This is a genomic window from Ralstonia insidiosa, from assembly GCF_008801405.1.
Classification (GTDB): Bacteria; Pseudomonadota; Gammaproteobacteria; order Burkholderiales; family Burkholderiaceae; genus Ralstonia; species Ralstonia insidiosa.
In genome coordinates this window covers 300,762-321,533 of record NZ_VZPV01000002.1, presented here as the reverse complement: position 1 = coordinate 321,533, position 20,772 = coordinate 300,762, and the positions used below count along the sequence as shown (strand labels likewise).

At 63.8% G+C, this 20,772-nt stretch carries 21 protein-coding genes; 11 read left to right on the top strand and 10 right to left on the bottom strand.

Annotation, left to right across the window (positions count from 1 at the left end):
* Positions 1-96: 96 nt before the first annotated feature.
* On the bottom strand, positions 97-1,023 hold the full coding sequence (locus tag F7R11_RS18220) for a LysR family transcriptional regulator (RefSeq protein ID WP_064808935.1): 927 nt from the start codon (positions 1,021-1,023) through the stop codon (positions 97-99).
* 112 nt (positions 1,024-1,135) lie between these two features.
* Between F7R11_RS18220 and F7R11_RS18215 the strand changes: the two genes are divergently transcribed.
* Together F7R11_RS18215 and F7R11_RS18210 are read left to right on the top strand one after the other, a co-directional pair.
* Positions 1,136-1,885, top strand: coding sequence for an SDR family oxidoreductase (locus F7R11_RS18215; RefSeq protein ID WP_064808936.1), 750 nt, complete (start codon positions 1,136-1,138; stop codon positions 1,883-1,885).
* A 62-nt stretch (positions 1,886-1,947) separates the two neighbouring features.
* Positions 1,948-2,880 (top strand): alpha/beta fold hydrolase, encoded by a 933-nt coding sequence (locus tag F7R11_RS18210; protein WP_064809131.1) that lies wholly within the window; start codon positions 1,948-1,950, stop codon positions 2,878-2,880.
* 53 nt (positions 2,881-2,933) lie between these two features.
* Here the strand turns inward: F7R11_RS18210 and F7R11_RS18205 are convergent, their stop codons facing one another.
* Together F7R11_RS18205 and F7R11_RS18200 are read right to left on the bottom strand one after the other, a co-directional pair.
* Positions 2,934-3,740 (bottom strand): oxidoreductase, encoded by an 807-nt coding sequence (locus F7R11_RS18205; RefSeq protein WP_064808937.1) that lies wholly within the window; start codon positions 3,738-3,740, stop codon positions 2,934-2,936.
* A 59-nt stretch (positions 3,741-3,799) separates the two neighbouring features.
* Positions 3,800-5,263: an efflux transporter outer membrane subunit gene (locus F7R11_RS18200; protein WP_064808938.1), complete on the bottom strand. Its 1,464-nt coding sequence runs from the start codon at positions 5,261-5,263 to the stop codon at positions 3,800-3,802.
* A gap of 87 nt (positions 5,264-5,350) precedes the next feature.
* On the opposite strand from F7R11_RS18200, the gene F7R11_RS18195 reads away from it, so the two are divergent.
* The 7 genes from F7R11_RS18195 to F7R11_RS18165 all read left to right on the top strand — a co-directional run bounded on the left by F7R11_RS18195 (position 5,351) and on the right by F7R11_RS18165 (position 13,482).
* Positions 5,351-5,965: a TetR/AcrR family transcriptional regulator gene (locus F7R11_RS18195; protein WP_064808939.1), complete on the top strand. Its 615-nt coding sequence runs from the start codon at positions 5,351-5,353 to the stop codon at positions 5,963-5,965.
* A gap of 89 nt (positions 5,966-6,054) precedes the next feature.
* Entirely contained in the window at positions 6,055-7,185 is a 1,131-nt protein-coding gene (locus F7R11_RS18190) for an efflux RND transporter periplasmic adaptor subunit (RefSeq protein WP_064808940.1), read from the top strand.
* The gene (locus F7R11_RS18185; protein ID WP_064808941.1) at positions 7,182-10,304 is read left to right on the top strand and encodes an efflux RND transporter permease subunit; all 3,123 of its coding nucleotides are present in this window, start codon (positions 7,182-7,184) and stop codon (positions 10,302-10,304) included. The genes F7R11_RS18190 and F7R11_RS18185 overlap by 4 nt, the downstream gene beginning before the upstream one ends.
* Before the next feature lie 143 nt (positions 10,305-10,447).
* Positions 10,448-11,092, top strand: coding sequence for a helix-turn-helix transcriptional regulator (locus F7R11_RS18180; RefSeq protein ID WP_064808942.1), 645 nt, complete (start codon positions 10,448-10,450; stop codon positions 11,090-11,092).
* A gap of 8 nt (positions 11,093-11,100) precedes the next feature.
* The gene (locus F7R11_RS18175) at positions 11,101-12,069 is read left to right on the top strand and encodes a threo-3-hydroxy-L-aspartate ammonia-lyase (RefSeq protein ID WP_064808943.1); all 969 of its coding nucleotides are present in this window, start codon (positions 11,101-11,103) and stop codon (positions 12,067-12,069) included.
* Positions 12,066-12,455 carry a RidA family protein gene (locus tag F7R11_RS18170; RefSeq protein WP_064808944.1) on the top strand — a complete coding sequence of 130 codons (390 nt, stop codon included), beginning with the start codon at positions 12,066-12,068 and terminating at the stop codon, positions 12,453-12,455. The genes F7R11_RS18175 and F7R11_RS18170 overlap by 4 nt, the downstream gene beginning before the upstream one ends.
* A 154-nt stretch (positions 12,456-12,609) precedes the next feature.
* Positions 12,610-13,482, top strand: a complete 873-nt coding sequence (locus tag F7R11_RS18165) for a flagellar brake protein (protein WP_031328747.1) — start codon at positions 12,610-12,612, stop codon at positions 13,480-13,482.
* Positions 13,483-13,489: 7 nt separating this feature from the next.
* On the opposite strand, the gene F7R11_RS18160 is transcribed toward F7R11_RS18165, so the two are convergent.
* Positions 13,490-14,380, bottom strand: a complete 891-nt coding sequence (locus F7R11_RS18160; RefSeq protein ID WP_064808945.1) for a LysR family transcriptional regulator — start codon at positions 14,378-14,380, stop codon at positions 13,490-13,492.
* Between the two features lie 111 nt (positions 14,381-14,491).
* On the opposite strand from F7R11_RS18160, the gene F7R11_RS18155 reads away from it, so the two are divergent.
* Positions 14,492-14,929 (top strand): multidrug/biocide efflux PACE transporter, encoded by a 438-nt coding sequence (locus F7R11_RS18155; RefSeq protein WP_064808946.1) that lies wholly within the window; start codon positions 14,492-14,494, stop codon positions 14,927-14,929.
* Between the two features lie 131 nt (positions 14,930-15,060).
* Entirely contained in the window at positions 15,061-15,699 is a 639-nt protein-coding gene (locus F7R11_RS18150) for a helix-turn-helix transcriptional regulator (RefSeq protein WP_064808947.1), read from the top strand.
* Between the two features lie 93 nt (positions 15,700-15,792).
* Here the strand turns inward: F7R11_RS18150 and F7R11_RS18145 are convergent, their stop codons facing one another.
* From F7R11_RS18145 to F7R11_RS18110, 6 genes are all read right to left on the bottom strand, one after another.
* Positions 15,793-16,011, bottom strand: coding sequence for a DUF1059 domain-containing protein (locus F7R11_RS18145; RefSeq protein ID WP_064808948.1), 219 nt, complete (start codon positions 16,009-16,011; stop codon positions 15,793-15,795).
* A gap of 138 nt (positions 16,012-16,149) precedes the next feature.
* Positions 16,150-16,680 carry a DUF3455 domain-containing protein gene (locus F7R11_RS18140; protein WP_064808949.1) on the bottom strand — a complete coding sequence of 177 codons (531 nt, stop codon included), beginning with the start codon at positions 16,678-16,680 and terminating at the stop codon, positions 16,150-16,152.
* A gap of 624 nt (positions 16,681-17,304) precedes the next feature.
* The gene (locus tag F7R11_RS18130) at positions 17,305-17,703 is read right to left on the bottom strand and encodes a DUF488 domain-containing protein (RefSeq protein ID WP_064808950.1); all 399 of its coding nucleotides are present in this window, start codon (positions 17,701-17,703) and stop codon (positions 17,305-17,307) included.
* Positions 17,704-17,751: 48 nt separating this feature from the next.
* Positions 17,752-18,780: an ABC transporter substrate-binding protein gene (locus F7R11_RS18125; protein ID WP_064808951.1), complete on the bottom strand. Its 1,029-nt coding sequence runs from the start codon at positions 18,778-18,780 to the stop codon at positions 17,752-17,754.
* Between the two features lie 281 nt (positions 18,781-19,061).
* Positions 19,062-19,955, bottom strand: a complete 894-nt coding sequence (locus F7R11_RS18115) for an ABC transporter permease (RefSeq protein ID WP_021192891.1) — start codon at positions 19,953-19,955, stop codon at positions 19,062-19,064.
* Complete coding sequence (locus tag F7R11_RS18110; RefSeq protein WP_021192890.1) at positions 19,945-20,730, bottom strand: ABC transporter ATP-binding protein; 786 nt, start codon at positions 20,728-20,730, stop codon at positions 19,945-19,947. Before F7R11_RS18110 ends, F7R11_RS18115 begins: the two co-directional genes overlap by 11 nt.
* Between the last annotated feature and the right edge of the window lie 42 nt (positions 20,731-20,772).

Below are 20,772 nucleotides of genomic sequence, written 5' to 3'. Positions count from 1 at the left end.
GCAACAGTTGGCGGCCTGTGGATGATGCGCCGGTTTTGTGCGATGCGGCGTCGGCGCCATCCCAGCATAGGCGAGATCACTCGGCAGGGCGAATCTTCAGGCGAAGGCGTCGATGCCTTGCACGAGGCGTTTTGCCAGGCGCGGTTGACGCAATTGCTCGAGCCACCACTGGAGTGCCCGGCCTTCGCCAAGTCCGTCGCCGCTGCGCCAGCCGACGTAGAGCAGGTTGGGCTCGCGCGGGTCGGTGGTGCGTTTCTCCACCAGCTCGCCGCGTGCAAGCAGCGACGTCACCCGATGTTTCGGCAGCCAGCCCACACCCAGGCCGTCGCGCTGCGAGAGCGTCTTGGCGTGCATGCTCGGCACGGCCAGCGTGGGTTGTCCGCTGAGCATGCCGTAGGCGCGGCCCGCGGTTGTTCGTGCGGAATCGGCCACCACCACGCCGCGGTGCCGGGCGATTTCTTCGCGCGTGAGCGGCGCCTGGATGGCCGCCAGCGGATGTCGCGGTGACACGGCAAACACCCACTCCACCACGCCCAGCTCAAACCACCCCAGGTTGGGGATGGCCGGCGGCTCGTTGGTCGCCCCGATGACCAGATCGGCACGGCCATCGCGCAGGGCCTCCCACGTACCCGCCAGCACCTCGTGCGTCACACGCAATGCCACGCCTGATTGCAGCGCATCAAACGCATGCATGACCGGCATGAGCGATTCGAACTCCAGCAACTCGTCGGTCACGATCCATAGCCGGTCTTCCCAACCGTTGGCCACCTGCCGCACGCGTTGCGTGATGCGCGACACGTCCTGCGCCAGTCGCGCCGCTTCTTCGGTCAGGAGCAGCCCGGCGCGCGTGAGCTGCAGCCGATAGCGGCGCCGATCAAACAGCAGGGCGTCGAAACGCTGCTCCAGCTGCCGCGCCGCATATGACACGGTCGATGGCGCCTTGCCCAGTTGCGCCGCCGCGCGCGACAGGCTGCCGGTCTGGCGGATGGCCTCCAGCAGGGCCAATTCTTCGTCCGTCAACATGTGCAATTCCTTCGAACGTGTTCATCGTTTGGATCGTATGGCAAACCGCCTGCCCGCGTCCACACTGCAGTCACGCGATTGTTCAAGTTCAACTTTCCTACTGGAGGACATCATGAATCGCTTCGAAGGCAAGACCGTTCTGGTCACTGGCGGCAACAGCGGTATTGGCCTGGCAGCCGCCCAGGCATTTGTGCAGGAAGGCGCCCGCGTGGTCATCACGGGTCGTGACGCGGCGGCGCTGGAAACGGCACGTGCCACGCTTGGCAGCGAGGCCATCGCCATCCGCAATGAAACTGGCACTGTGGCCGCCGCGCGCGAGCTGACCCGCCAATTACAGGAAGCCGGCGTGCGCCTGGATGCCGTGTTCATCAACGCCGGCATGGCCAAGTTTGCGGCCGTGGCAGACGTGGAGGAGGCCATGTGGGACGCCACCTTCAACGCCAACGTGAAGGGCGCGTTCTTCCAGATTCAGGCGCTGCTGCCCATCCTGAATCCGGGCACCTCGATCGTGCTGAACGGCTCGATCAATGCCCGCATCGGCATGCCGAATTCGTCAGTGTATGCGGCGAGCAAGGCGGCGCTGATTTCGCTGGCCAAGACGCTGTCGGGTGAACTGCTCAGCTCGGGCATTCGCGTGAACGTGGTCAGCCCCGGCCCGGTCAGCACGCCCATCTACGGCAAGCTCGGCCTGGATGCCGACACGCTGTCGGCCACGGCAGCGCAGATCCAGAGCCAGATCCCGCTGGGTCGCTTCGGCCAGCCGGCAGAGATTGCCGCCACGGTGCTGCATCTGTCGGCGCCCGAGTCAGCGTTCATTGTTGGCACGGAAATCATTGCCGACGGCGGCATGAGCCAGCTCTAAACCCATCCCCTTGTTCCTGCGGGCCGTATGCACGCTGCATGCGGCCCGCGCTGGAGACCACCATGAAGATTCTTCCTACCCTGGCGCGCCACCTGGGCGCCGCGCTGATCGGTCTGGCTGCGCTGCAGGCGCATGCCGACCCTGTTGTGCAGGACCGCATCGTCGATGCTGCCGGCCTGCAGATCCATACGCTGCAAGCCGGCAGCGGCCCAGAAACCCCGGTCGTGCTGCTGCATGGCTATACCGAGACCAGCCATATGTGGCTGCCGCTGATTCCGCGCCTGGCCGATCGCCGCGTGGTGCTGGCGCCAGACCTGCCGGGTGCCGGCACGTCGTCGATTCCCGCCTCGGGCTTCGACAAGAAGACGCTCGCGCAGGACATCCACGCCATGGTGCAGGCCATGGGCTATCGTAAGGTCAAGCTGGTCGGCCACGACATCGGCCTGATGGTGGCGTACGCCTACGCCGCGCAGTACCCCGACGAAGTGGAAAGCATCACCCTCATGGACGCCTTCCTGCCCGGCGTGGGTGACTGGACGAAGGTCTGGCTGTTGCGCGACCTGTGGCACTTCCACTTCTACGGCGATACGCCGCTCAAGCTGGTGCAGGGCCGCGAGCGCATCTACTTCGAGCACTTCTGGAACGACTTTGCCGCCGATCCGAAGCACTCGGTGCCCGAAGCCGATCGTCAGTTCTATGCGCGCACTTACGGCCAACCGGGCCGCATGGCTGCCGGGTTTGAGTACTTCCACGCCTTCCCGCAGGATGCGGAGGACTTTGCCGGCTTTGCCAAGACGCCGCTCAGGATGCCGATGCTAGTGCTGGCCGGTGAACGCGCGTCTGGCGCGTTCCTGATCGAACAGGCCAAGCTGGTCGCGACCAACGTCAACAGTGTGACCATGAAGGGTTCCGGCCACTGGCTGATGGAAGAAGCGCCTGATGCGACCATGACGGCGCTGGTGCACTTTATCAACACGCCGCCAGTGCAGCCCTAAGCGAGGTGCGTCGCGCCCCACCAGGTTTGGTGGGGTTTAGTCAGCAACACGTTTCAGGAAAGCCCGAATGTCTTGCGCAGACCCGAGTCGACCGGGCCTGCCGGCATGAAACGGCGTAGCCTGCTCAGAAGAGACGCCTCGCCTTTGGGTGTGCGGCGCATCTTCCACGCGCCGAGGGCGGCATCGACAACCGTGCTCGCGACGCCATCGGGGGTCGGTGCTTTTTGGACACTCTTTTGAATCGCCTGGGAAACGACGGAACGTTCCGCGTCGTAGGCGGAGACTTTGGACGCCGCATGGGGAGCGTTCGTATCCAGGCTGGTCTTGGTAAATGAGGGCTCGACAAGTGCCACGCGGATGCCGAACTTGCGCACCTCATGGTCCAACGTCTCGGACATCCCCTCCACAGCATGCTTGGACGCCGAATAGAGACCCATATAAGGCGCCGGCAGAAAGCCGAGCACCGAGCTGATGTTGACGATTCGTCCCGAGCGCTGCGCGCGCATGTGCGGCAATACGGCGCGCGTGGTGCGCAAGATGCCGAACACGTTGGTGTCGAACAGCGCTTGCGCTTCAGCGACCGACGTTTCTTCGGTCGCGCCCAGCAGCGTCACGCCGGCACTGTTGACCAGCACATCAATGCGTTTGGCCAGCCCGATGATGGTCTCGATTCCCTGCTGGACCGAAGCCTCATCGCGGATGTCCATCTCGACCAGTTCAACGCCCGCCAGCGGCTGCGCTTTTGCGAGGTTGCGCACAGTGCCGAATACCCGGCAACCCCGCAGGGCAAACTTTGCTGCGGTGGCACGGCCGATGCCCGAGGACACGCCGGTAATCACAACGACTTTGGAATTCGACATGGCATTTTCTTTCTGTGTGAGTAGGTAGGTGCTGCGGTAAATGGCTTCGTGCGAGGGGGCTATTTGCTGCTGGCAACGGCGGTGGGTTCGTCGGGCTGCCAGCCACCGCCCAGCGCCTTGAATGCCGCAACGGCCGCGCGTGCCGATTCCGTTTGGGCCTGGGCACGCGCGTCTGATGCGCGCAACAGGCTTTCGTCGGCTTGCAGCACTTCGATCAGGCTGACGACGCCTTTTTGATACGCGGCAAACGAAGCGTTGCGTGCGCGGCTGAGCGAATCGACGCCTTGCGTGAGCACGGTCGCTTGCTCCTCGCGCTTGACCAGGGCGGAGAACGCGTCTTCCACGTCTTCCGTGGCGCGCAGCACGGCGAGCCGATATGCGGCGAGCATTTCCGCCTCTTGCCCCTTGGCCTGATCGATTTGCGCGTTGATGCGGCCGAAGTCGAACAGGCGCCAGCGCAGGCCAAGCACGCCCGCAAATTGGCTGGCGCCGCTGCCGAACAGGCTGCCGGCGCCCACCGACGTGGCGCTGCCGAGCAGGCCGCTGAGCGAGAACTTCGGGTAGTACTCCGCAATGGCAACGCCGATGCGTGCGTTGGAAGCTGCCAGCCTGCGCTCGGCGACGATGAGGTCGGGGCGGCGTCGCAACAGTTCGCCGGGCGATCCGCTGATCGCAATTTGCGGCGCGGCCGGGATATCTTTGTCTTCCATCAGCTCCGCCCGGTGCGTGCCCGGCACCGACCCGAGCATCACGTCCAGTGCGTTCATCGCCGCATCGAGGCCGGCTTCAAGCTGTGGGATCGACGCGCGAACCTGGGCGAGTGCACCTTCGGCCTGCCGAACCTGAAGCTCTGCCGCCAGTCCCTTGCTATAGAGCAGGTTGACGGTGGAGAGCAATGCCTCCTGCGTCTGCACCTGGTGGCGGGCCACTTTCAGGCGCGTCTGCAAGCCGCGGATGGTGAGGTAGATGTCGGCAGTCTGCGCGGCCACGGCCAGCCGTGTGGCGACTGCGCCCGCCTGGGAGGCCTGGTAGTCGGCCAGTGCAGCCTCGCGGCCACGGCGCAGACCGTCGAACACATCCAATTCCCAGCTTGCTTTGGCATCAGCCTCAAACGCGTTGCCGTAGCGGTCAAAACCGGGCCTCGAATTCAAGACGCGGCCCAACGGGGTTTCGACGGACTGATACGCACGTGCCGCTTGGCCCGTGACGTTGCCAGAAGGCAGCAACGCGGTATTGGCGGCGCTCAACCCTGCACGGGCTTGCGTGACGCGGGCGAATGCCTGGGCAAGGTCCAGGTTCTGTTCCAGCGCTAGCTGCACGAACTGCGTCAGTTGCGGATCGCCAAAGCCGGCCCACCACGCGGACAGGTCAGCCGTGGCCTTGACCGTGCGCTGCTCGACCGCGGTCTGGCCCAGGAATCGTTTGGGAACCGGCGCATCGGGCTTCACATAGTCCGGGCCGACGGCACACCCGGCTGCCAGACTGGCAACGAGGAGGGCCGCAAGGGAGTGTTTTGGCAACATGGGCAACGTCCACCGAGATTTTTGGTGACTATAGTACAAAGTGGTCACAAGTTGTTCAACTATCTCGACTCGCGTAAGCTGGAGCCCATGAAGACCACTCCTTACCCCGTTTCCGCCCGTGGCCCGGCAGACCACGACGTGCGAGACCAGATCGTCGCTGCCGCCACCGAGCACTTCAGCCGCTACGGCTACGAGAAGACCGCCGTGTCCGATCTGGCCAAGGCCATCGGCTTTTCCAAGGCCTATATCTACAAGTTCTTCGAGTCCAAGCAGGCCATTGGCGAGATGATTTGCGCCAACTGCCTGCGCGAGATCGAGGCCGAAGTGAATGCTGCTTTGGGCGAGGCTACCTCTCCGCCGGACAAGCTGCGCCGCATGTTCAAAGCCTTGACGGAGGCCAGCCTCCGGCTGTTTTCCCATGACCGCAAGCTGTACGAGATTGCGGCCTCGGCAGCGACTGAGCGCTGGCAGTCGGTGATCGCCTATGAGGGACGCATCCAGCAACTGCTGCGCGATGTGCTGCAGGAAGGCCGGGAGACCGGAGACTTCGAGCGCAAGACGCCGTTGGACGAGGCCACGGCGGCCATCTACCTGGTCATGCGCCCGTACATGAATCCGTTGCTTTTGCAGTACAGCTTTGACTACACGGAGGTGGCACCCGGGCTGCTCTCCAGCCTCGTGCTCCGAAGCCTTTCCCCCTGACGCGCAGATTTTTTTTCTCTGTGACCATTGACTAAATTGGTCACAAGAACAAGAATGAAAGCCCAGATCATCTCGTCGATGGGGCTTTCATGCTTTCGCGTCGCTTCGTTACCTCTACCGCTGTCCTTGCGTTGCCGCTGGCGTTGATCGCCTGCGGCGAAAGGGCTCCTGCTGACCCACGCACCGAGGCGCCCTTGGTGCGTGCCGCGTTCGTGCAGCCAGTGGCTTCGGCATCGCGTTCGTTCACGGGCGTCGTCGCTGCCCGGGTGCAGAGCGACCTCGGGTTCCGTGTGCCCGGTAAGGTGCTGGAGCGGCTGGTGGACGCTGGGCAAACCGTCAAGCGCGGGCAGCCGCTCATGCGCATCGATCCGGTCGATCTGAAGCTCGCCGCGCATGCACAGCAAGAAACCGTGGCGGCTGCGAAGGCACGCGCGCAACAGACGGCGGAAGACGAAGCCCGCTACCGCGATCTGCGCGGAACCGGCGCCATTTCCGCCTCGGCCTATGACCAAGCCAAGGCTGCGGCGGATGCAGCCAAAGCCCAGTTGAGCGCCGCAGAAGCCCAGGCCGATGTCGCGCGCAACGCCAGCCGCTACGCAGAACTCGTTGCGGATGGCGACGGCGTGGTCATGGAAACGCTGGCCGAGCCCGGCCAAGTTGTCAGCGCGGGGCAGGCGGTTGTGCGCCTAGCCCATGCCGGTCGCCGTGAAGCGGTGGTTCAGTTGCCAGAAACGTTGCGGCCTGCGATCGGTTCGGTCGCACAGGCCACGCTGTTCGGCAAGGAAAGCGATGGCACGCCTGCCAAACTGCGGCAGTTGTCGGATGCCGCGGACCGGCTTACCCGCACGTACGAAGCGCGTTATGTGCTGGATGGCGAACTGGCCAACGCCCCGCTGGGCTCCACTGTCACGATCCAGATTCCCGATCGGCTGGCGACTGTGCAAGGCGATCTGCAGGTGCTTGATCTGCAAGTACCCCTTGGCGCCGTGTTCGATGCCGGCAAGGGTCCGGGCGTGTGGGTCATCCAGGGTGACCCGGCCAAGGTGTCGTGGCGCTCCATCACCATTGTTCGCCTTGGTGACGAAGGCGCGCGCGTTGCCGGCCAGGTCAAGCAGGGCGACCGGATCGTCGCGCTTGGCGCACAACTGCTGCGCGAAGGGCAGCAGGTCCGCGTGGCGGGTCAGGGCGCCAGCCCTGCTATCGCGGGGGTGCGACTGTGAGCCAAGGTCGTTTCAACCTATCGGCACTTGCCGTGCGTGAGCGTGCCGTCACGCTGTTCCTCATTTGCCTGATCTCGCTGGCAGGGCTCGTTTCCTTCTTCAAGCTGGGGCGTGCGGAAGACCCGGCGTTTACGGTCAAGGTGATGAACATCGTCACCGTATGGCCTGGCGCCACCGCGCAGGAAATGCAGGACCAGGTGGCCGAGAAGATCGAAAAGCGCATGCAGGAGCTGCGCTGGTATGACCGCACGGAAACGTACACGCGCCCCGGCCTGGCATTCACCACGTTGACGTTGCTCGACAGCACGCCGCCGTCGGAAGTGCAGGAAGAGTTCTATCAAGCGCGCAAGAAGGTTGGCGACGAGGTGGGCAACCTGCCGTCCGGCGTGATCGGGCCGATCGTCAACGACGAATATTCGGACGTGACCTTTGCCCTCTTTGCGCTCAAGGCACAGGGCGAGCCGCAACGCGCGCTGGTGCGTGATGCGGAGACGCTGCGCCAGCGCCTGCTGCACGTGCCCGGCGTGAAGAAGGTCAACATCATCGGCGAGCAGTCGGAACGCATCTACGTCGAGTTCTCGCACGACCGGCTGGCGACGCTGGGGGTGAGCCCGCAAGAGGTGTTTGCCGCGCTCAACAACCAGAACGCGCTAACAGCAGCGGGCTCGGTTGAGACGAAAGGGCCGCAGGTGTTCATCCGCCTGGACGGCGCGTTCGACGAGTTGCAGAAGATCCGCGATACGCCGGTGGTGTCACAGGGCCGCACGTTGAAGCTGTCGGACATCGCCACGGTCAAGCGCGGCTATGAAGACCCGGCCACATTCATGGTGCGCAATGGTGGGCAGCCCGCCTTGCTGCTGGGCATCGTGATGCGCGAGGGCTGGAACGGGCTGGATCTGGGCAAGGCGCTCGACAAGGAAGTCGGTGCCATCAACGCAGACATGCCGCTCGGCATCAGCCTGACCAAGGTGACAGACCAGGCCGTCAACATCGCGGCGTCTGTCGACGAGTTCATGCTCAAGTTCTTTGCCGCGCTGCTGGTTGTGATGCTGGTGAGCTTCGTCAGCATGGGCTGGCGCGCTGGCCTGGTGGTGGCCGCTGCCGTGCCGCTCACGCTTGCGGTGGTGTTTGTGGTGATGGCCGCAACAGGCAAGAACTTTGACCGCATCACGCTGGGGTCGTTGATTCTGGCGCTGGGCCTGCTGGTGGACGACGCCATCATCGCCATCGAAATGATGGTGGTGAAGATGGAAGAGGGCTACAGCCGCGTGGCTGCTTCGGCCTATGCGTGGAGCCATACCGCTGCGCCCATGTTGTCGGGCACGCTGGTGACGGCCGTCGGCTTCATGCCGAATGGCTTTGCGCGATCCACTGCGGGTGAATACACCAGCAACATGTTCTGGATCGTGGGCATTGCGCTGATTGCGTCGTGGGTGGTTGCGGTGGTGTTCACGCCGTATCTGGGCGTGAAGATGCTGCCCGACTTCAAGAAGGTCGAGGGCGGCCACGATGCGATCTACAACACGCCGCGCTACAACCGCTTCCGTGCGCTGCTTGGTCGCGTGATTGCGCGCAAATGGCTGGTCGCGGGTGCGGTGGTGGGCCTCTTCGCATTGGCGATCGCGGGCATGGCGGTGGTCAAGAAGCAGTTCTTCCCGATCTCGGATCGCCCCGAAGTGCTGGTCGAAGTGCAGATGCCCTATGGCACGTCGATCAACCAGACAGACGCGGCGACCGCAAAGCTGGAAGCCTGGCTCGCCAAACAGAAGGAAGCCAAGATCGTGACGGCCTACATCGGCCAGGGGGCGCCGCGCTTCTATCTGGCGATGGGGCCGGAATTGCCGGATCCGTCGTTCGCCAAGATCGTGATCCGCACTGATAGCCAGGAAGAGCGCGACGCATTGAAGCAGCGCCTGCGCCAGGCCGTTGCCGATGGTCTCGCCTCCGAGGCGCGCGTGCGGGTCACGCAACTCGTGTTCGGCCCGTATTCGCCGTTCCCCGTGGCTTACCGTGTGACTGGCCCGGACGCGGAGACATTGCGTCGCATCGCGGCCGATGTGCAGCACGTCATGGACACCAACTCGATGATGCGCACGGTCAATACCGATTGGGGCGTGCGTGTACCCACGCTGCACTTCACTTTGCAGCAAGACCGCTTGCAGGCGGTAGGGCTGACCTCCAGCGCCGTCGCACAACAACTGCAATTCCTGCTCAACGGCGTTCCGGTAACGGCCGTGCGCGAAGACATTCGCACCGTGCAAGTCACTGCGCGCTCGGCCGGCAACGTGCGGCTCGACCCCGCCAAGATCGGCGACTTCACCCTGGCCGGCGCCAACGGGCAACGCATCCCGCTTTCGCAGGTTGGCAAGATCGATGTGCGCATGGAAGAACCCATCATCCGTCGGCGCGACCGCATGCCGACCATCACGGTGCGAGGCGATATTGCCGAGGGCCTGCAACCGCCCGATGTGTCGACCGCCATCAGCAAGCAGCTTCAGCCCATCATCGAGAAACTGCCTAGCGGATACCGCATTGAGCAAGCGGGCTCCATCGAAGAATCCGGCAAGGCGACGAAGGCCATGCTGCCGCTGTTCCCGATCATGCTGGCTATCACGCTGGTGATCCTTATCTTCCAGGTGCGGTCCATTCCGGCGATGGTCATGGTGTTTCTGACCAGCCCGCTGGGCTTGATTGGCGTGGTGCCCACGCTGATTCTGTTCGGGCAGCCGTTTGGCATCAACGCGCTGGTCGGCTTGATTGCGCTGTCGGGCATTCTGATGCGCAACACGCTCATCCTGATCGGGCAGATCCAGCACAACAAGGACGAGGGGCTGGATCCGTTCAGGGCCGTGGTGGAGGCAACTGTCCAACGTGCGCGGCCAGTGATTCTCACAGCGCTGGCCGCCATCCTGGCCTTCATCCCGCTGACGCATTCGGTGTTCTGGGGCGCGCTCGCTTACACGCTCATCGGCGGGACGTTTGCCGGGACAATCCTCACCTTGGGGTTCCTGCCGGCCATGTACTCCATCTGGTTCAGGATCCGGCCGAGCGGCGTGTCTGATGCTCCGCGGGATCGGCATGAGACTGCGCAGGCCGCCGGGCAACTGCTGCCCGAGTAAGTTTTCACCCGCCTGCCCAAGTTACCTCCGTTCTCTCGACCTTCGGGCAGGCGTTTTTCTATTTCGCTGGGACTTGCGCGCAACATCAGGGGTGCGAAGCGCTGTATTGACGAAATGTCATTAACTGACGTATCGTCAATACCATGACACTCGCTGAAGAAAACCACCTTCTGCTGCGCGAAGGCCGCAAGATCGTCGAGGCGCTGGGCAAGACCCTGGCGCCACTGGTCGAGATCGTGCTGCACGACCTGACCGACCCCGATCATTCCGTTGTCGCCATCGCCAACAACCTCTCGGGCCGCCAGGTGGGCGATGCCGTGACCGAGCTGGGTCTGGCGCGCATGGCTGATCCGGACTTCCCTGAAGTCATTGAAAACTACGCCAACCGGTTTCCCGACGGGCGGCCGGCCAAGAGCACATCCATCGGCCTGAAGAACAGCCGCGGTGAATACGTGGCCGCCATCTGCCTGAACATGGACGTCTCCATGTTGAGTGCCGTGACGACCGGCCTTACGCAACTGATGCGCGTTGACGTGGCTGCGCCGCCGGTGCCCGAATCGCTGGGCTCACGCCGCGTGGAAGACGTGCGTGCCGCACTCGAACGCTTTGCCGCCGCGCGCAACACCACGCCCATGGCCATGACGCTGGACCAGCGCCGCGAAGCCATGCGCGAACTGGCCGCCAGCGGCTTGCTCAACCTGCGCCGCGCGCTGTCGGAGGTTGCGCAAACGCTGGGCGTGGCGCGCTCCACCGTCTACACCTACCTCCCCGAAAACACCCCAACTTGAGTCCCGCCATGAGCTTGCCGATTTCCTATGACGACGTTGTTGCCGCCCATGCCCGCCTGCAAGGCGTAGCCCACAAGACGCCCGTGCTGACGTCCGCCACCGCCAACGCCATGACCGGCGCCGAACTGTTCTTCAAGGCCGAGACCTTCCAGCGCATGGGCGCGTTCAAGTTTCGCGGCGCGTACAACGCGCTGTCGCAGTTCACGCCGGCGCAGCGTAAGGCGGGTGTGATCACGTTCTCGTCGGGCAACCATGCGCAGGCGATTGCGCTGTCGGCGCGGCTGCTCGGCATGCGTGCCGTCATCGTCATGCCCAAGGACGCACCGGTCATCAAGGTGGAAGCCACGCGTGGCTACGGCGGCGAGGTGGTGTTTTTCGACCGCTACACCGAAGACCGCGAAGCCATCGGGCGCAAGCTGGCCGAAGAACAGGGCCTGACGCTGATCCCGCCGTACGACCATCCGCACGTGATGGCCGGGCAGGGCACGGCCGCCAAGGAACTGATCGAAGATGCGGGCCCGTTCGACGTGGTGCTGGCGCCGCTGGGCGGTGGCGGACTGCTCTCGGGTACGGCTACGGCAGTGCGCGCGCTGAACCCCGCCTGCAAGATCATCGGCGTGGAGCCCGAGGCCGGCAACGACGGCCAGCAGAGCTTCCGCAAGGGCGAGATCGTCCACATCGATACGCCCAAGACGCTGGCTGACGGCGCGCAGACGCAGCACCTGGGCAACTACACCTTCGCCGTGATCCGCGAGCTGGTCGACGACATCATCACCGTGAGCGATGCCGAACTTGTGAGCACCATGCAGTTTTTCGCCAGCCGCATGAAGGCGGTGGTCGAGCCTACCGGCTGCCTGGCGGCGGCTGCCGTGCTGAATGGCAAGGTGGACGTGCGTGGCAAGCGTGTCGGCGTGATCCTGTCGGGCGGCAATGTGGATCTGCAGTTGTTCGCCAAGCTGGTATTGGGTGCCGCATGAGCGAAGCTCGCTACCTGAACGCGCCCGATTTGCGCCCGCCCGCCGGGCATTACTCGCACGCGGTTTGCGCCAACGGCTTCGTATTCGTGGCTGGGCAGATTCCGGTCACGCCCACGGGTGACAAGCTGGTCGATGCGCCGTTCGAGGTGCAGGTGCGGCAAGTCCTCTCCAACCTGGATGCGGTGCTTGCCGCTGCTGGCACTGACCGTTCACGCCTGGTGCAGGTGCGTGTGTACGTAACCGATATGGAAACGCACTGGCCCGCGTTCGACACGCTGTATCGCGCATGGATCGGGGAGCTGCGCCCCGCGCGTGCCGTGGTGCCGGTGCCGACGCTGCACTACGGCCTGGCCGTCGAGATCGAGGCAACCGCGCTGGCCGGTTGACGCAAACGCTTGGCGTTGATGTGTGTCAGGCAGGAAGCAGGGCGCGGTGGTTGATCTCCGCGCATTTGCCATCCATTGTTGCAAAATGGTCGACATGCCTGCCAAGGCACGAGCCTTGGACAAGACCCTGACGAACACGCCCCCAACGCCAGCCATGACCCAGCCTACGCGGCAACTCACGCAGGAAGATGTACCGATCGGCCAGCCACTGCCGTTTGCACTGGCAGACAGCGGGGGCAGGCTGCTGCTGCCGGCTGGGGTGGTGGTGCCCGATGCGGAAGACGCACGACTGCTGTTCCACCACGGTCCGGTGATGGCTTCTGATCAGCCCGGCGCGGCCGCAGTGGCTCCATCCGTTGATGCCACCGAGGGCAAGCCGCGCCTGGGTGCGACCGGCCTGACGATTGGTACGGTATTGCAGGTTCAGGAAAAATCGGCACCGGTGCGGGGCCCGTTGCCGTGCCGCTTGATCGGCTATATCGAGGGCGAGGCGCTGTTCATTACGCAGCCCACCGATGCCAAGCGCACGCTGCGCCCCGAAGTGCGTGACGTGCTGCTGTTGCGCGGATTCTCCGGCCGCGCGGTCGTCAGCATGCTATGCAGCGTGGTGGCGTCGGGGCAGTTTCCGTCACCCTACATCGTCCTTGCGATGCCCACCAAGGTACATAAGGTGCCGCTGCGCAAGGCAAAGCGGGTGCAGGTCCGCATCGGCGCCACGATGCGCGCGGAGGGGCAAACGGCAACGGCTGCCGATCGCGTCGTCATCATCCGGGACATTTGTTTGAACGGTGCCCTGGTACAGAGCGTGGGTGCAACGTGTCAGCCGGGCGATCGGCTGATCCTGGATTTCAGCGCCTATGTCGACGGCCAGCAAGAAGATTTCTCGATCACGGGGCGTGTTGCCAGCGGCTCGCCGGCGCTCGGTGCGCGCGCGTCTGCGTTTCCGTCGTTCGGCGTGGAGTTCTCGCTCTCGAAAGAGCAGACGGCACGGCTCTCGCGCCTGATCATCGAGCGGCTGGACGAGTAAGCCCCGCCTACGCCGTTTCCGCCAGCATGGTCTCCAGCAGCCACGCACCGGCCTGGCCGAGCGTGCGCTTGCGTGACCACACCACATCGACCGGCACATGCCGGGGCCAGCCGCGCGCGCGCACTTCATGCAGGCGATCCGCGGCGAAATGGTCGACCAGCCAGCGCGGCAGTTCCGTCCAACCGAAGCCCAGCACCGCCATTTCCAGCAGCATCAGGTAGCTTGGCGCAGACCACCGGCGCAGGCTGCGCACGGGTGTGGTTTCAGCGCGCGGCCCGATCGGATCGACAAAGGTATTGAGGCGCAACTCGCGCGCCTCGCGCAGCATCGCATGCGGCACCTCCTGGTTGCCGTATTGCGCGAACGGATGCTGCCGCCCGACGAACAGGCTGATCTCCGATTGCTCGGCAATGGTGGCCGCGCCAATGTCGGGCGGATAGGCCGGTTGCGTTGCCACCAGGCCGAGCTGCGCACGGCCCTGCTGGATGATGTCGAGCACGTCTTCGTACTCGGCGATCAGGCATTCGAGTTCCAGGTCGGGAAACCGCTGCTCAAGCGCGGCAAGGGTCTGTTCGTAGCGGTCGGACTGGTACGTGTCGGACACCACCAGGGTGAGGCGCGCCTCCAGGCCGCCGGCCATCTGCGCGGCCAGGCGGTCCATCTGCTCACCGGCTTCGAGCACGCGGCGCACCTGCGTGAGCATGGCGCGGCCCGCTTCGGTGAGCGTCGGCTGGCGCGTGCTGCGGTCGAACAGCGTCAGGCCGAGGTCGATTTCCAGGTTGCCGATCGCCTCGCTGATGGTCGATTGCCGTTTGCCCAGTTTGCGCGCCGCCGCCGAGAACGAACCGAGCGTGGCGGCCTCCGCAAAGGCCAGCAGCGCTTCAGGGGAGTGACGCATGGTTGGCTCCAGATGGCGGTATCCGCTCAATATATCGGAAAAACCGATGCTATCGAACTGGATAAATCGACTTCCACCGATGAAAATTGCGCCTATTCATCGGAGTCCTTCATGCAAGTCCCAGCCAAAACCCCTGTTGAGCGCGTCTTCCACGCGCTGAGCTTCGAGCTCCTCGCCACCATCATCTGCGCGCCGCTGTTCAGCTGGCTGATGGGCGTGCCGCTTGCACACATGGGTGCGCTCACGCTCATGTTTGCCGGCGTGGCGATGGTGTGGAACATGATCTTCAACGCGCTCTTCGAGCGTGTGGAGCATCGCTACAAGCTCTCGCGCACCTTGGCCGTGCGCGTGGTGCACGCCTGCCTGTTCGAAGGCGGCCTGGTCGTGATGCTGGTGCCGCTGGGCGCGTGGTGGCTGAACGTGAGCCTGTGGGAAGCCTTCGTGATCGACATCGGCATCATGCTGTTTTTCCTGCCGTACACGTTCTTCTTCAACCTTGCGTACGACCACCTGCGGGCCCGGTGGATGGCGCGCCGCGCGCTGGCCTGAGATTCCGGCCTAGGGCAAACGACGCAGCGCGCTGTCGGGTGCGCTTTCTATAATGAAATCCTTTTCCGAAAAGGGTCTATCGGGGCGTATCAGTTGCGAGCCCCGATGCCTGCTATGCCCGGATTTCATCCATGCCGCGTTTTGCCGCCATGCCCTCCCATGCCTCGGCAACCGTGCTGCGCCGGTGTTACGAAGCGGCGTGCGCGGGTGATGCCGTGGGCATCATGAACGTGCTGCGCGATGTCTGCAGCGCGGATCATGCTGCGGCCATGGTCCGCTGGCGGGTAGACGGTCGCCTGCATTGGGCGGCCTCAGGTGGTGCGCACACAGCGGATTTGCTATTGCATGCGGCCCGTTGCGACGGGGTGGATGCCTGGCCGCTGGCCGATGCGGAGGTGCGTGGTGCGGTATGGCTGGACTATCGCGTGCGCGGCGTGCCGCTGTTGGCCAAGCGTTCTGCGCCGCGGGATTTGCTGCCGCATCTTGCGCAGGCGTTGCCGCTTTGCTGGCAACGCGTTGCCGCCCGCGCCGGCATCGTGCCTGCGCAATCCCCCAGCCTGTGGCTGACCGACGCGTTTCGGCTGACCCCGCGTGAAGCGGACGTGGCGGATCTGCTCGCGCGTGGTGCGGACCCGGCATGCATTGCGCGCACGTTGGGTATTTCGCTCGACACGGTGCGCACGCACCTCAAGCACGTCTACCGCAAGACCAATACACATAGCCAGTGCGATGTGGTGCGGTTGATGCTGGCGTCATCTGCGCATCGCTAGGCAGACGCTTGCGCGGCGGCGCAACACACACCTGCGGCGGCGCAACACACACCCGCGTCGGCTGCAACGCATCAAGAATGGGCTGCACCTGCATCACGCGGTTGCCATTGGCGGCCGCTCAGTGGTGGGGTTGCCATCCTTGAAGAGGGTTTGCAGTTGCGCGCGCAGCTCGGGCGAGTCGGTGTGCTTGTGTACGGACACAGCGTGCTGCACGGCGGCCTCCAGCAACTCGGCATCGCTGTCGGCGCTGATGGCGACCGAGCAGTTGTTCTCGCTGGGGAAGGCACGGCAATCGATGTAGCGGCGGCCCATGGTAGGACTCCTGAAACGACAAAGCGTGACGCGGCGGGGCGCCGGTCGCGCGTGTCTTCGTTATAGGCTTGCCCCAGGGATGTGGCGTCACCCACGCGGGGTACGGCGCGGCTGACGCGGATGACGCCGACGGCGATGTCAGTCGAGGAAGACGTATTGCGCAAGATACGGGCTGCGGCCTTCCTGCCCTTCTTCCGTGCAGGGTTGTGCGGGCGGGATGCCGCCGTGTGTCTGCAGCCGCTGCACATAGTGCACGGTACTCAATAGCCCTGCGCCGCCAACGTTGGTTGCTTGCAGCAAGAGCAACGGAATGGCACCGGCTTCTGCCGTGTTGGCAGCCTGCTGCATGACCTTACCGGTGATTTTGCTGCCGTCCAGCGCCTCCCAGCTCGGGCCGGCGGCATGCTTGATGACCAGCTTGCCGGACGCGTCATACAGATCCGCCAGCGGTGCCTTGAATGCCCACGCGAGCGGTTTGTCGCCGTCGCGCTTGCAGACGTAGATCTGCACACCGGTTGCCGACAGGCTGGCGATGGTGCGGTGTGCGCCGGCGGGTTGAAGCGTGTCGGGTACAGTTTGCGCGACGGCTATTTGCGCGGCGCTGAATGTCAGAGCAAGCGTGATGCTGTAAGCCAAGGGGCGGAACAATGTGCGAGCAATATTAGGCATGATCTTCCTTTGACAAGAGCGACAGGCAGGATTTAGCTCGGCTTCGGGTTTTCGTGTTGCTGAGACGGAAGCCTAATCGCAAGGCCATACGTGAACGGTTTCGTTGTTCTTCCGTAAGAGCGCTGAGCGCAGTACACCGTTGGCTTGCATCTGGAAGAACAGCGCAAAGTAAGCTGCCTCGAGTGCAGGCCACGATTCGTACTCCCTAGGCGTGTCGTGGGCATGTGGGCTGTTGCACCAGAGATCACCTTTCGCGTGGCCGGCGAACATGGGTCGATCGGACCAGTTACCAACCAGCGGCGCCTTCCATGCGGAGCCATGTGAGGATGTCAGCAGAGGGCCAGAAGTGTCCTCTGGTGTGAAGGTATGAAGTTCTCGATCAGGCCCCTCAACATACAGCCGACCGCAGCTTTCGCATTGATAGCACGCGCGTGTGAGTGTCCGATCGATCTGTGCGCAATCAACTACGGTATTCGCAAAGTCTTCCCAGTCTTGGTCGGCAATTAACCGTGCTTTCCCAGGTAGAAAGTCGGTCTGATCGTAGATCACAGCACCGCACTTGCAGCCAATCTTCATGGGGATGAACTCCAGATAATCGAAGACGGGACTGTATCTCACGCCATTTCAGTCAGCCACCTTCGCGCCCCGCTCCTTCAATAGCTCGCGCAACACCGACCGATGGCAATGCGCTTCCTCTTCGCAATAGCAGCCGACTGAGAGATTGGTCTGATGGGACAGCGCGGCCAGCATGTCGAGCGTGCGTGCCGCATCGCCATCGCGCATCTCGGCGCGGAAGTGGCGCACGAAGGTCTGCCAGCCCTTCTCGTCGTGCTCGGCCTGTGCCGTTTGAGCTTGCTTGACGAGTTCAGGCGTGGGGGAGAGCAGCGGCATCCAGACGTCGTAGAAATCGCGGCTGGCGAATTCTTCCTTGGGCACGCCGCGCGGCGGGCGCCGCACAGTGCCGATGCGCAGGCCTTCATCGGGGGAGCGCGGCTCGCCGAGCCGGACGATGCGTAGGGTCATGGATGCCTCCGTGCGGATGCTGCGTGCGGCGCGTTGTTGCGTTGTTGTTTAGGAGCCCTGCCGGTTCTGCACCGTCGGGAAGAACAGGTCCTTCCACGATGCCGGCTTGTTCTTGAGCGTGCCCACGCGCTGCATGAACTCAGCATAGTGTGCGACGCCCACCGGCGTGGTCGTGAAGCGCGAGTCCGGATCGTCGAGGATCTTTTTCACCTCGTCAGGCGAACTCTTCACCTTCGATTGCGCGATGTAGATCTGTGCGGCCTTGGTCTTGTCCTTGGCGATGAGCGCGTTGGCTTCATCCAGCGCCGCCACGAATGCTGCTGACAGCTTCGGGTTGGCGTCGTAGAACTTCTTGCTGGTGTAGGTCATGTCCAGCGTGATGTTGCCGAGCACGTCGACGGTGTTGAACACGCGGTGCAGGCCAGGTGCGGCGGCCTCGGTGTATGAGAACGGCGGCGAGGCCATATGGCTGTTGATCTGGCTGCCGCCTGCCAGCATGACGGCGGTGGCGTCCGGGTGCGGCAGCGGCACGGTGATCGGGTCGAGCTTGTTGAACTGCTTGTCACCGAAGGTTTTGGCGGCGGCCATTTGCAGCACCACGGCGGGCAGTGAAGTCTTGATGCCGGGCACGGCAATGCGGTCCTTGTCGGAGAAGTCGGCCAGCGTCTTCACGTTGGGGTTGCGCGTCATCAGGTACATCGACGATGAGCTGAGCGACGACAGGCCGCGCACTTCCATGGCGCTGCCGCGGGTCTTGTCCCACAGGGTGAGGAAGCCTGGGACGCCCAGGGAGGCGATGTCGAGCGCGCCCGAGAGCATGGCGTCGTTGATGACGTTGCCGCCGTCCAGAATGCGGTAGCTGACCTTCACGTCGCCCAGGCCCGCCGCCTTGGCCTGCTTCTCTAGCAGGTGCTCGCTGGACATCACCATGATGGGCAGGTAGAGGATGCCGTAGCCGTGGGAGATGCGGACTTCGTTGGCTTCTGCGTGCGCTGCGTTGATCGCGCCACCGAAGAGCGATGTTGCCAGGGTGGCGGCCATGGTCAGGCGTAGGACATTGCGGCGGGTTTGCTGCATGGGGTGTCTCCTTGTTGTTTGTTGGTGGTGCATTCTGGGTTTCGTCCCCTGCCGGGGCCGACTCACTTTCTCTGTCTTGCCAGAGAAAGTAAGCAAAGAGAGGCGCGCCCGAGATGGCGAAAGACTCCTTGAATTTCCGTAACCGTGCGGAGACGGGGAAAACTCGCTTCGCTCAAACAGTTCCCCGTCTTTTTTCCGCCCGCTTACAAAAATTCAAGGCGCCATCTAGGGCAGGAACGTCAAGGGCCAAACCATCGGGGCGCTTGTGTGGGCGCCAATGCTTAGTTCTGCATGCCCCAGCGTTTGATGGTGCGGGCTTCCAGCGTGCGGAACACCAGGTTCTCCACCAGCAGGCCGATGATGATGACGGTCAGCAGGCCTGCGAACACTTCTGGAATTTGCAGCTGGTTCTTGTTTTCGTAGATGTACCAGCCGAGACCGCCCTGGCCGGAGCTGACGCCAAACACCAGTTCCGACGCGATCAACGTGCGCCATGCGAATGCCCAGCCGATCTTCAGGCCGGTGAGGATGGACGGGAACGCTGCCGGAATCAGGATCTTGGTCAGGTACCCCATGCCAGAGAGGCCGTAGTTGCGGCCCACCATGCGCAGCGTGTTCGAGACCGACAGGAAGCCGGCGTGCGTGTTGAGCGACACCGCCCACACCACCGAGTGCACGATCACGAAGATCAGGCTGCCGTTGCCCAGGCCAAACCACACCAGTGCGATCGGCAGCAAGGCAATGGCCGGCAGCGGGTTGAACATGGCGGTGAGCGTTTCCAGGAAGTCCTGCCCCAGCCGGTTGCTGATGCCGAGCACCACCAGCGCGCACGACAGCGCCAATCCCAGTGCATAGCCGGCGAGCAGCGTCTCCATGGACGTGCCGATGCGTGCGAACAGCGTGCCGCTGGCGAGGCCTGCCCACAGCGCTTGCACGGTGTCGGAGAACGTGGGCAGCAGCAGCGGGTTGTCGAGCCAGCGTGCGCCACCTTCCCAGATGAGGGCGAGCACGACGAGGATGACGAGCTTACGCAGCCACACCTGCTCGTATAGGCGTTCAGCAATCGACAACGGTTTTTCGACCACGCCGATGCGCTCGAACGCCACAGGCGTGCGATACACGGGCTCGCGCTCGCTGATGTTCGTGGTGGGCATGGAAAGGGTTTCAGTCTGCATGGGTTTCCTCCACTGCGCGGGCGAACAGCATGTCGTGGATCTCGGCTTCGAGGGCCTTGAAGCGCTCGGGGTCATCATCGCCGCGTGCGAGGCTCGGCAGTTCGGCGCGGACCTGGCCAGGGTGTGGGGAGAGGATGAGGATGCGGCTGCCGCAGCGGATCGCTTCCGGAATCGAGTGCGTGACGAACAGGACAGTGAATCGCGTCTCGTCCCACAGTTGCAGCAGTTCGTCCTGCATCTTGCGGCGGGTGAGCGCGTCGAGCGCGGCAAAGGGCTCGTCCATCAGCAGCACGTCGGGTTCCATGGCCATGCCGCGCGCGATGGCCACGCGTTGCTTCATCCCGCCCGAGAGCATGTGCGGATGGTGGTCCGCAAACTTGGTGAGGTTGACCTTGTTGATGTAGTGCAGCGCGCGTTCTTCCGCCTCGCGTGCGCCCAGCTTGCCGGTGGCGAGCAGCGGGAACAGCACGTTCTCTTTCACCGTCTTCCACGGCAGGAGCTGGTCAAACTCCTGGAACACCATCATGCGATCCGGCCCGGGCTTGGTCACCGGTTGCCCCTTCAGGCGGATCTCACCCTCGGTGGGCGTGAGGTAGCCGCCAATCGCCTTGAGCAACGTCGATTTGCCGCAACCCGACGGGCCCAGCAGGATGTAGCGCTCGCCGGGGTAGACCTGGAAGTCGACGCGATAGGTGGCGGTGACCAGATGCTGGCGCGTCTTGTACTGCAGTGTCACGCCGCGTACGTCCAGCAATGGCGGTGAGGTCGCCTGCATGGTGTTGTCTCCTGTGTGTGCTTTATAGGTATGGGTGTGCGA

Excerpts from the sequence above, each read along its gene's own strand:
- F7R11_RS18160 (WP_064808945.1), bottom strand. The coding sequence starts at position 14,380 with ATGCGTCACTCCCCTGAAGCGCTGCTGGCCTTTGCGGAGGCCGCCACG.
- F7R11_RS18165 (WP_031328747.1), top strand. The coding sequence starts at position 12,610 with ATGACCCAGCCTACGCGGCAACTCACGCAGGAAGATGTACCGATCGGC.
- F7R11_RS18145 (WP_064808948.1), bottom strand. The coding sequence starts at position 16,011 with ATGGGCCGCCGCTACATCGATTGCCGTGCCTTCCCCAGCGAGAACAAC.
- F7R11_RS18115 (WP_021192891.1), bottom strand. The coding sequence starts at position 19,955 with ATGCAGACTGAAACCCTTTCCATGCCCACCACGAACATCAGCGAGCGC.
- F7R11_RS18195 (WP_064808939.1), top strand. The coding sequence starts at position 5,351 with ATGAAGACCACTCCTTACCCCGTTTCCGCCCGTGGCCCGGCAGACCAC.
- F7R11_RS18150 (WP_064808947.1), top strand. The coding sequence starts at position 15,061 with ATGCCGCGTTTTGCCGCCATGCCCTCCCATGCCTCGGCAACCGTGCTG.
- F7R11_RS18190 (WP_064808940.1), top strand. The coding sequence starts at position 6,055 with ATGCTTTCGCGTCGCTTCGTTACCTCTACCGCTGTCCTTGCGTTGCCG.
- F7R11_RS18125 (WP_064808951.1), bottom strand. The coding sequence starts at position 18,780 with ATGCAGCAAACCCGCCGCAATGTCCTACGCCTGACCATGGCCGCCACC.
- F7R11_RS18210 (WP_064809131.1), top strand. The coding sequence starts at position 1,948 with ATGAAGATTCTTCCTACCCTGGCGCGCCACCTGGGCGCCGCGCTGATC.
- F7R11_RS18200 (WP_064808938.1), bottom strand. The coding sequence starts at position 5,263 with ATGTTGCCAAAACACTCCCTTGCGGCCCTCCTCGTTGCCAGTCTGGCA.
- F7R11_RS18130 (WP_064808950.1), bottom strand. The coding sequence starts at position 17,703 with ATGACCCTACGCATCGTCCGGCTCGGCGAGCCGCGCTCCCCCGATGAA.
- F7R11_RS18170 (WP_064808944.1), top strand. The coding sequence starts at position 12,066 with ATGAGCGAAGCTCGCTACCTGAACGCGCCCGATTTGCGCCCGCCCGCC.
- F7R11_RS18215 (WP_064808936.1), top strand. The coding sequence starts at position 1,136 with ATGAATCGCTTCGAAGGCAAGACCGTTCTGGTCACTGGCGGCAACAGC.
- F7R11_RS18110 (WP_021192890.1), bottom strand. The coding sequence starts at position 20,730 with ATGCAGGCGACCTCACCGCCATTGCTGGACGTACGCGGCGTGACACTG.
- F7R11_RS18140 (WP_064808949.1), bottom strand. The coding sequence starts at position 16,680 with ATGCCTAATATTGCTCGCACATTGTTCCGCCCCTTGGCTTACAGCATC.
- F7R11_RS18155 (WP_064808946.1), top strand. The coding sequence starts at position 14,492 with ATGCAAGTCCCAGCCAAAACCCCTGTTGAGCGCGTCTTCCACGCGCTG.
- F7R11_RS18175 (WP_064808943.1), top strand. The coding sequence starts at position 11,101 with ATGAGCTTGCCGATTTCCTATGACGACGTTGTTGCCGCCCATGCCCGC.
- F7R11_RS18205 (WP_064808937.1), bottom strand. The coding sequence starts at position 3,740 with ATGTCGAATTCCAAAGTCGTTGTGATTACCGGCGTGTCCTCGGGCATC.
- F7R11_RS18180 (WP_064808942.1), top strand. The coding sequence starts at position 10,448 with ATGACACTCGCTGAAGAAAACCACCTTCTGCTGCGCGAAGGCCGCAAG.
- F7R11_RS18220 (WP_064808935.1), bottom strand. The coding sequence starts at position 1,023 with ATGTTGACGGACGAAGAATTGGCCCTGCTGGAGGCCATCCGCCAGACC.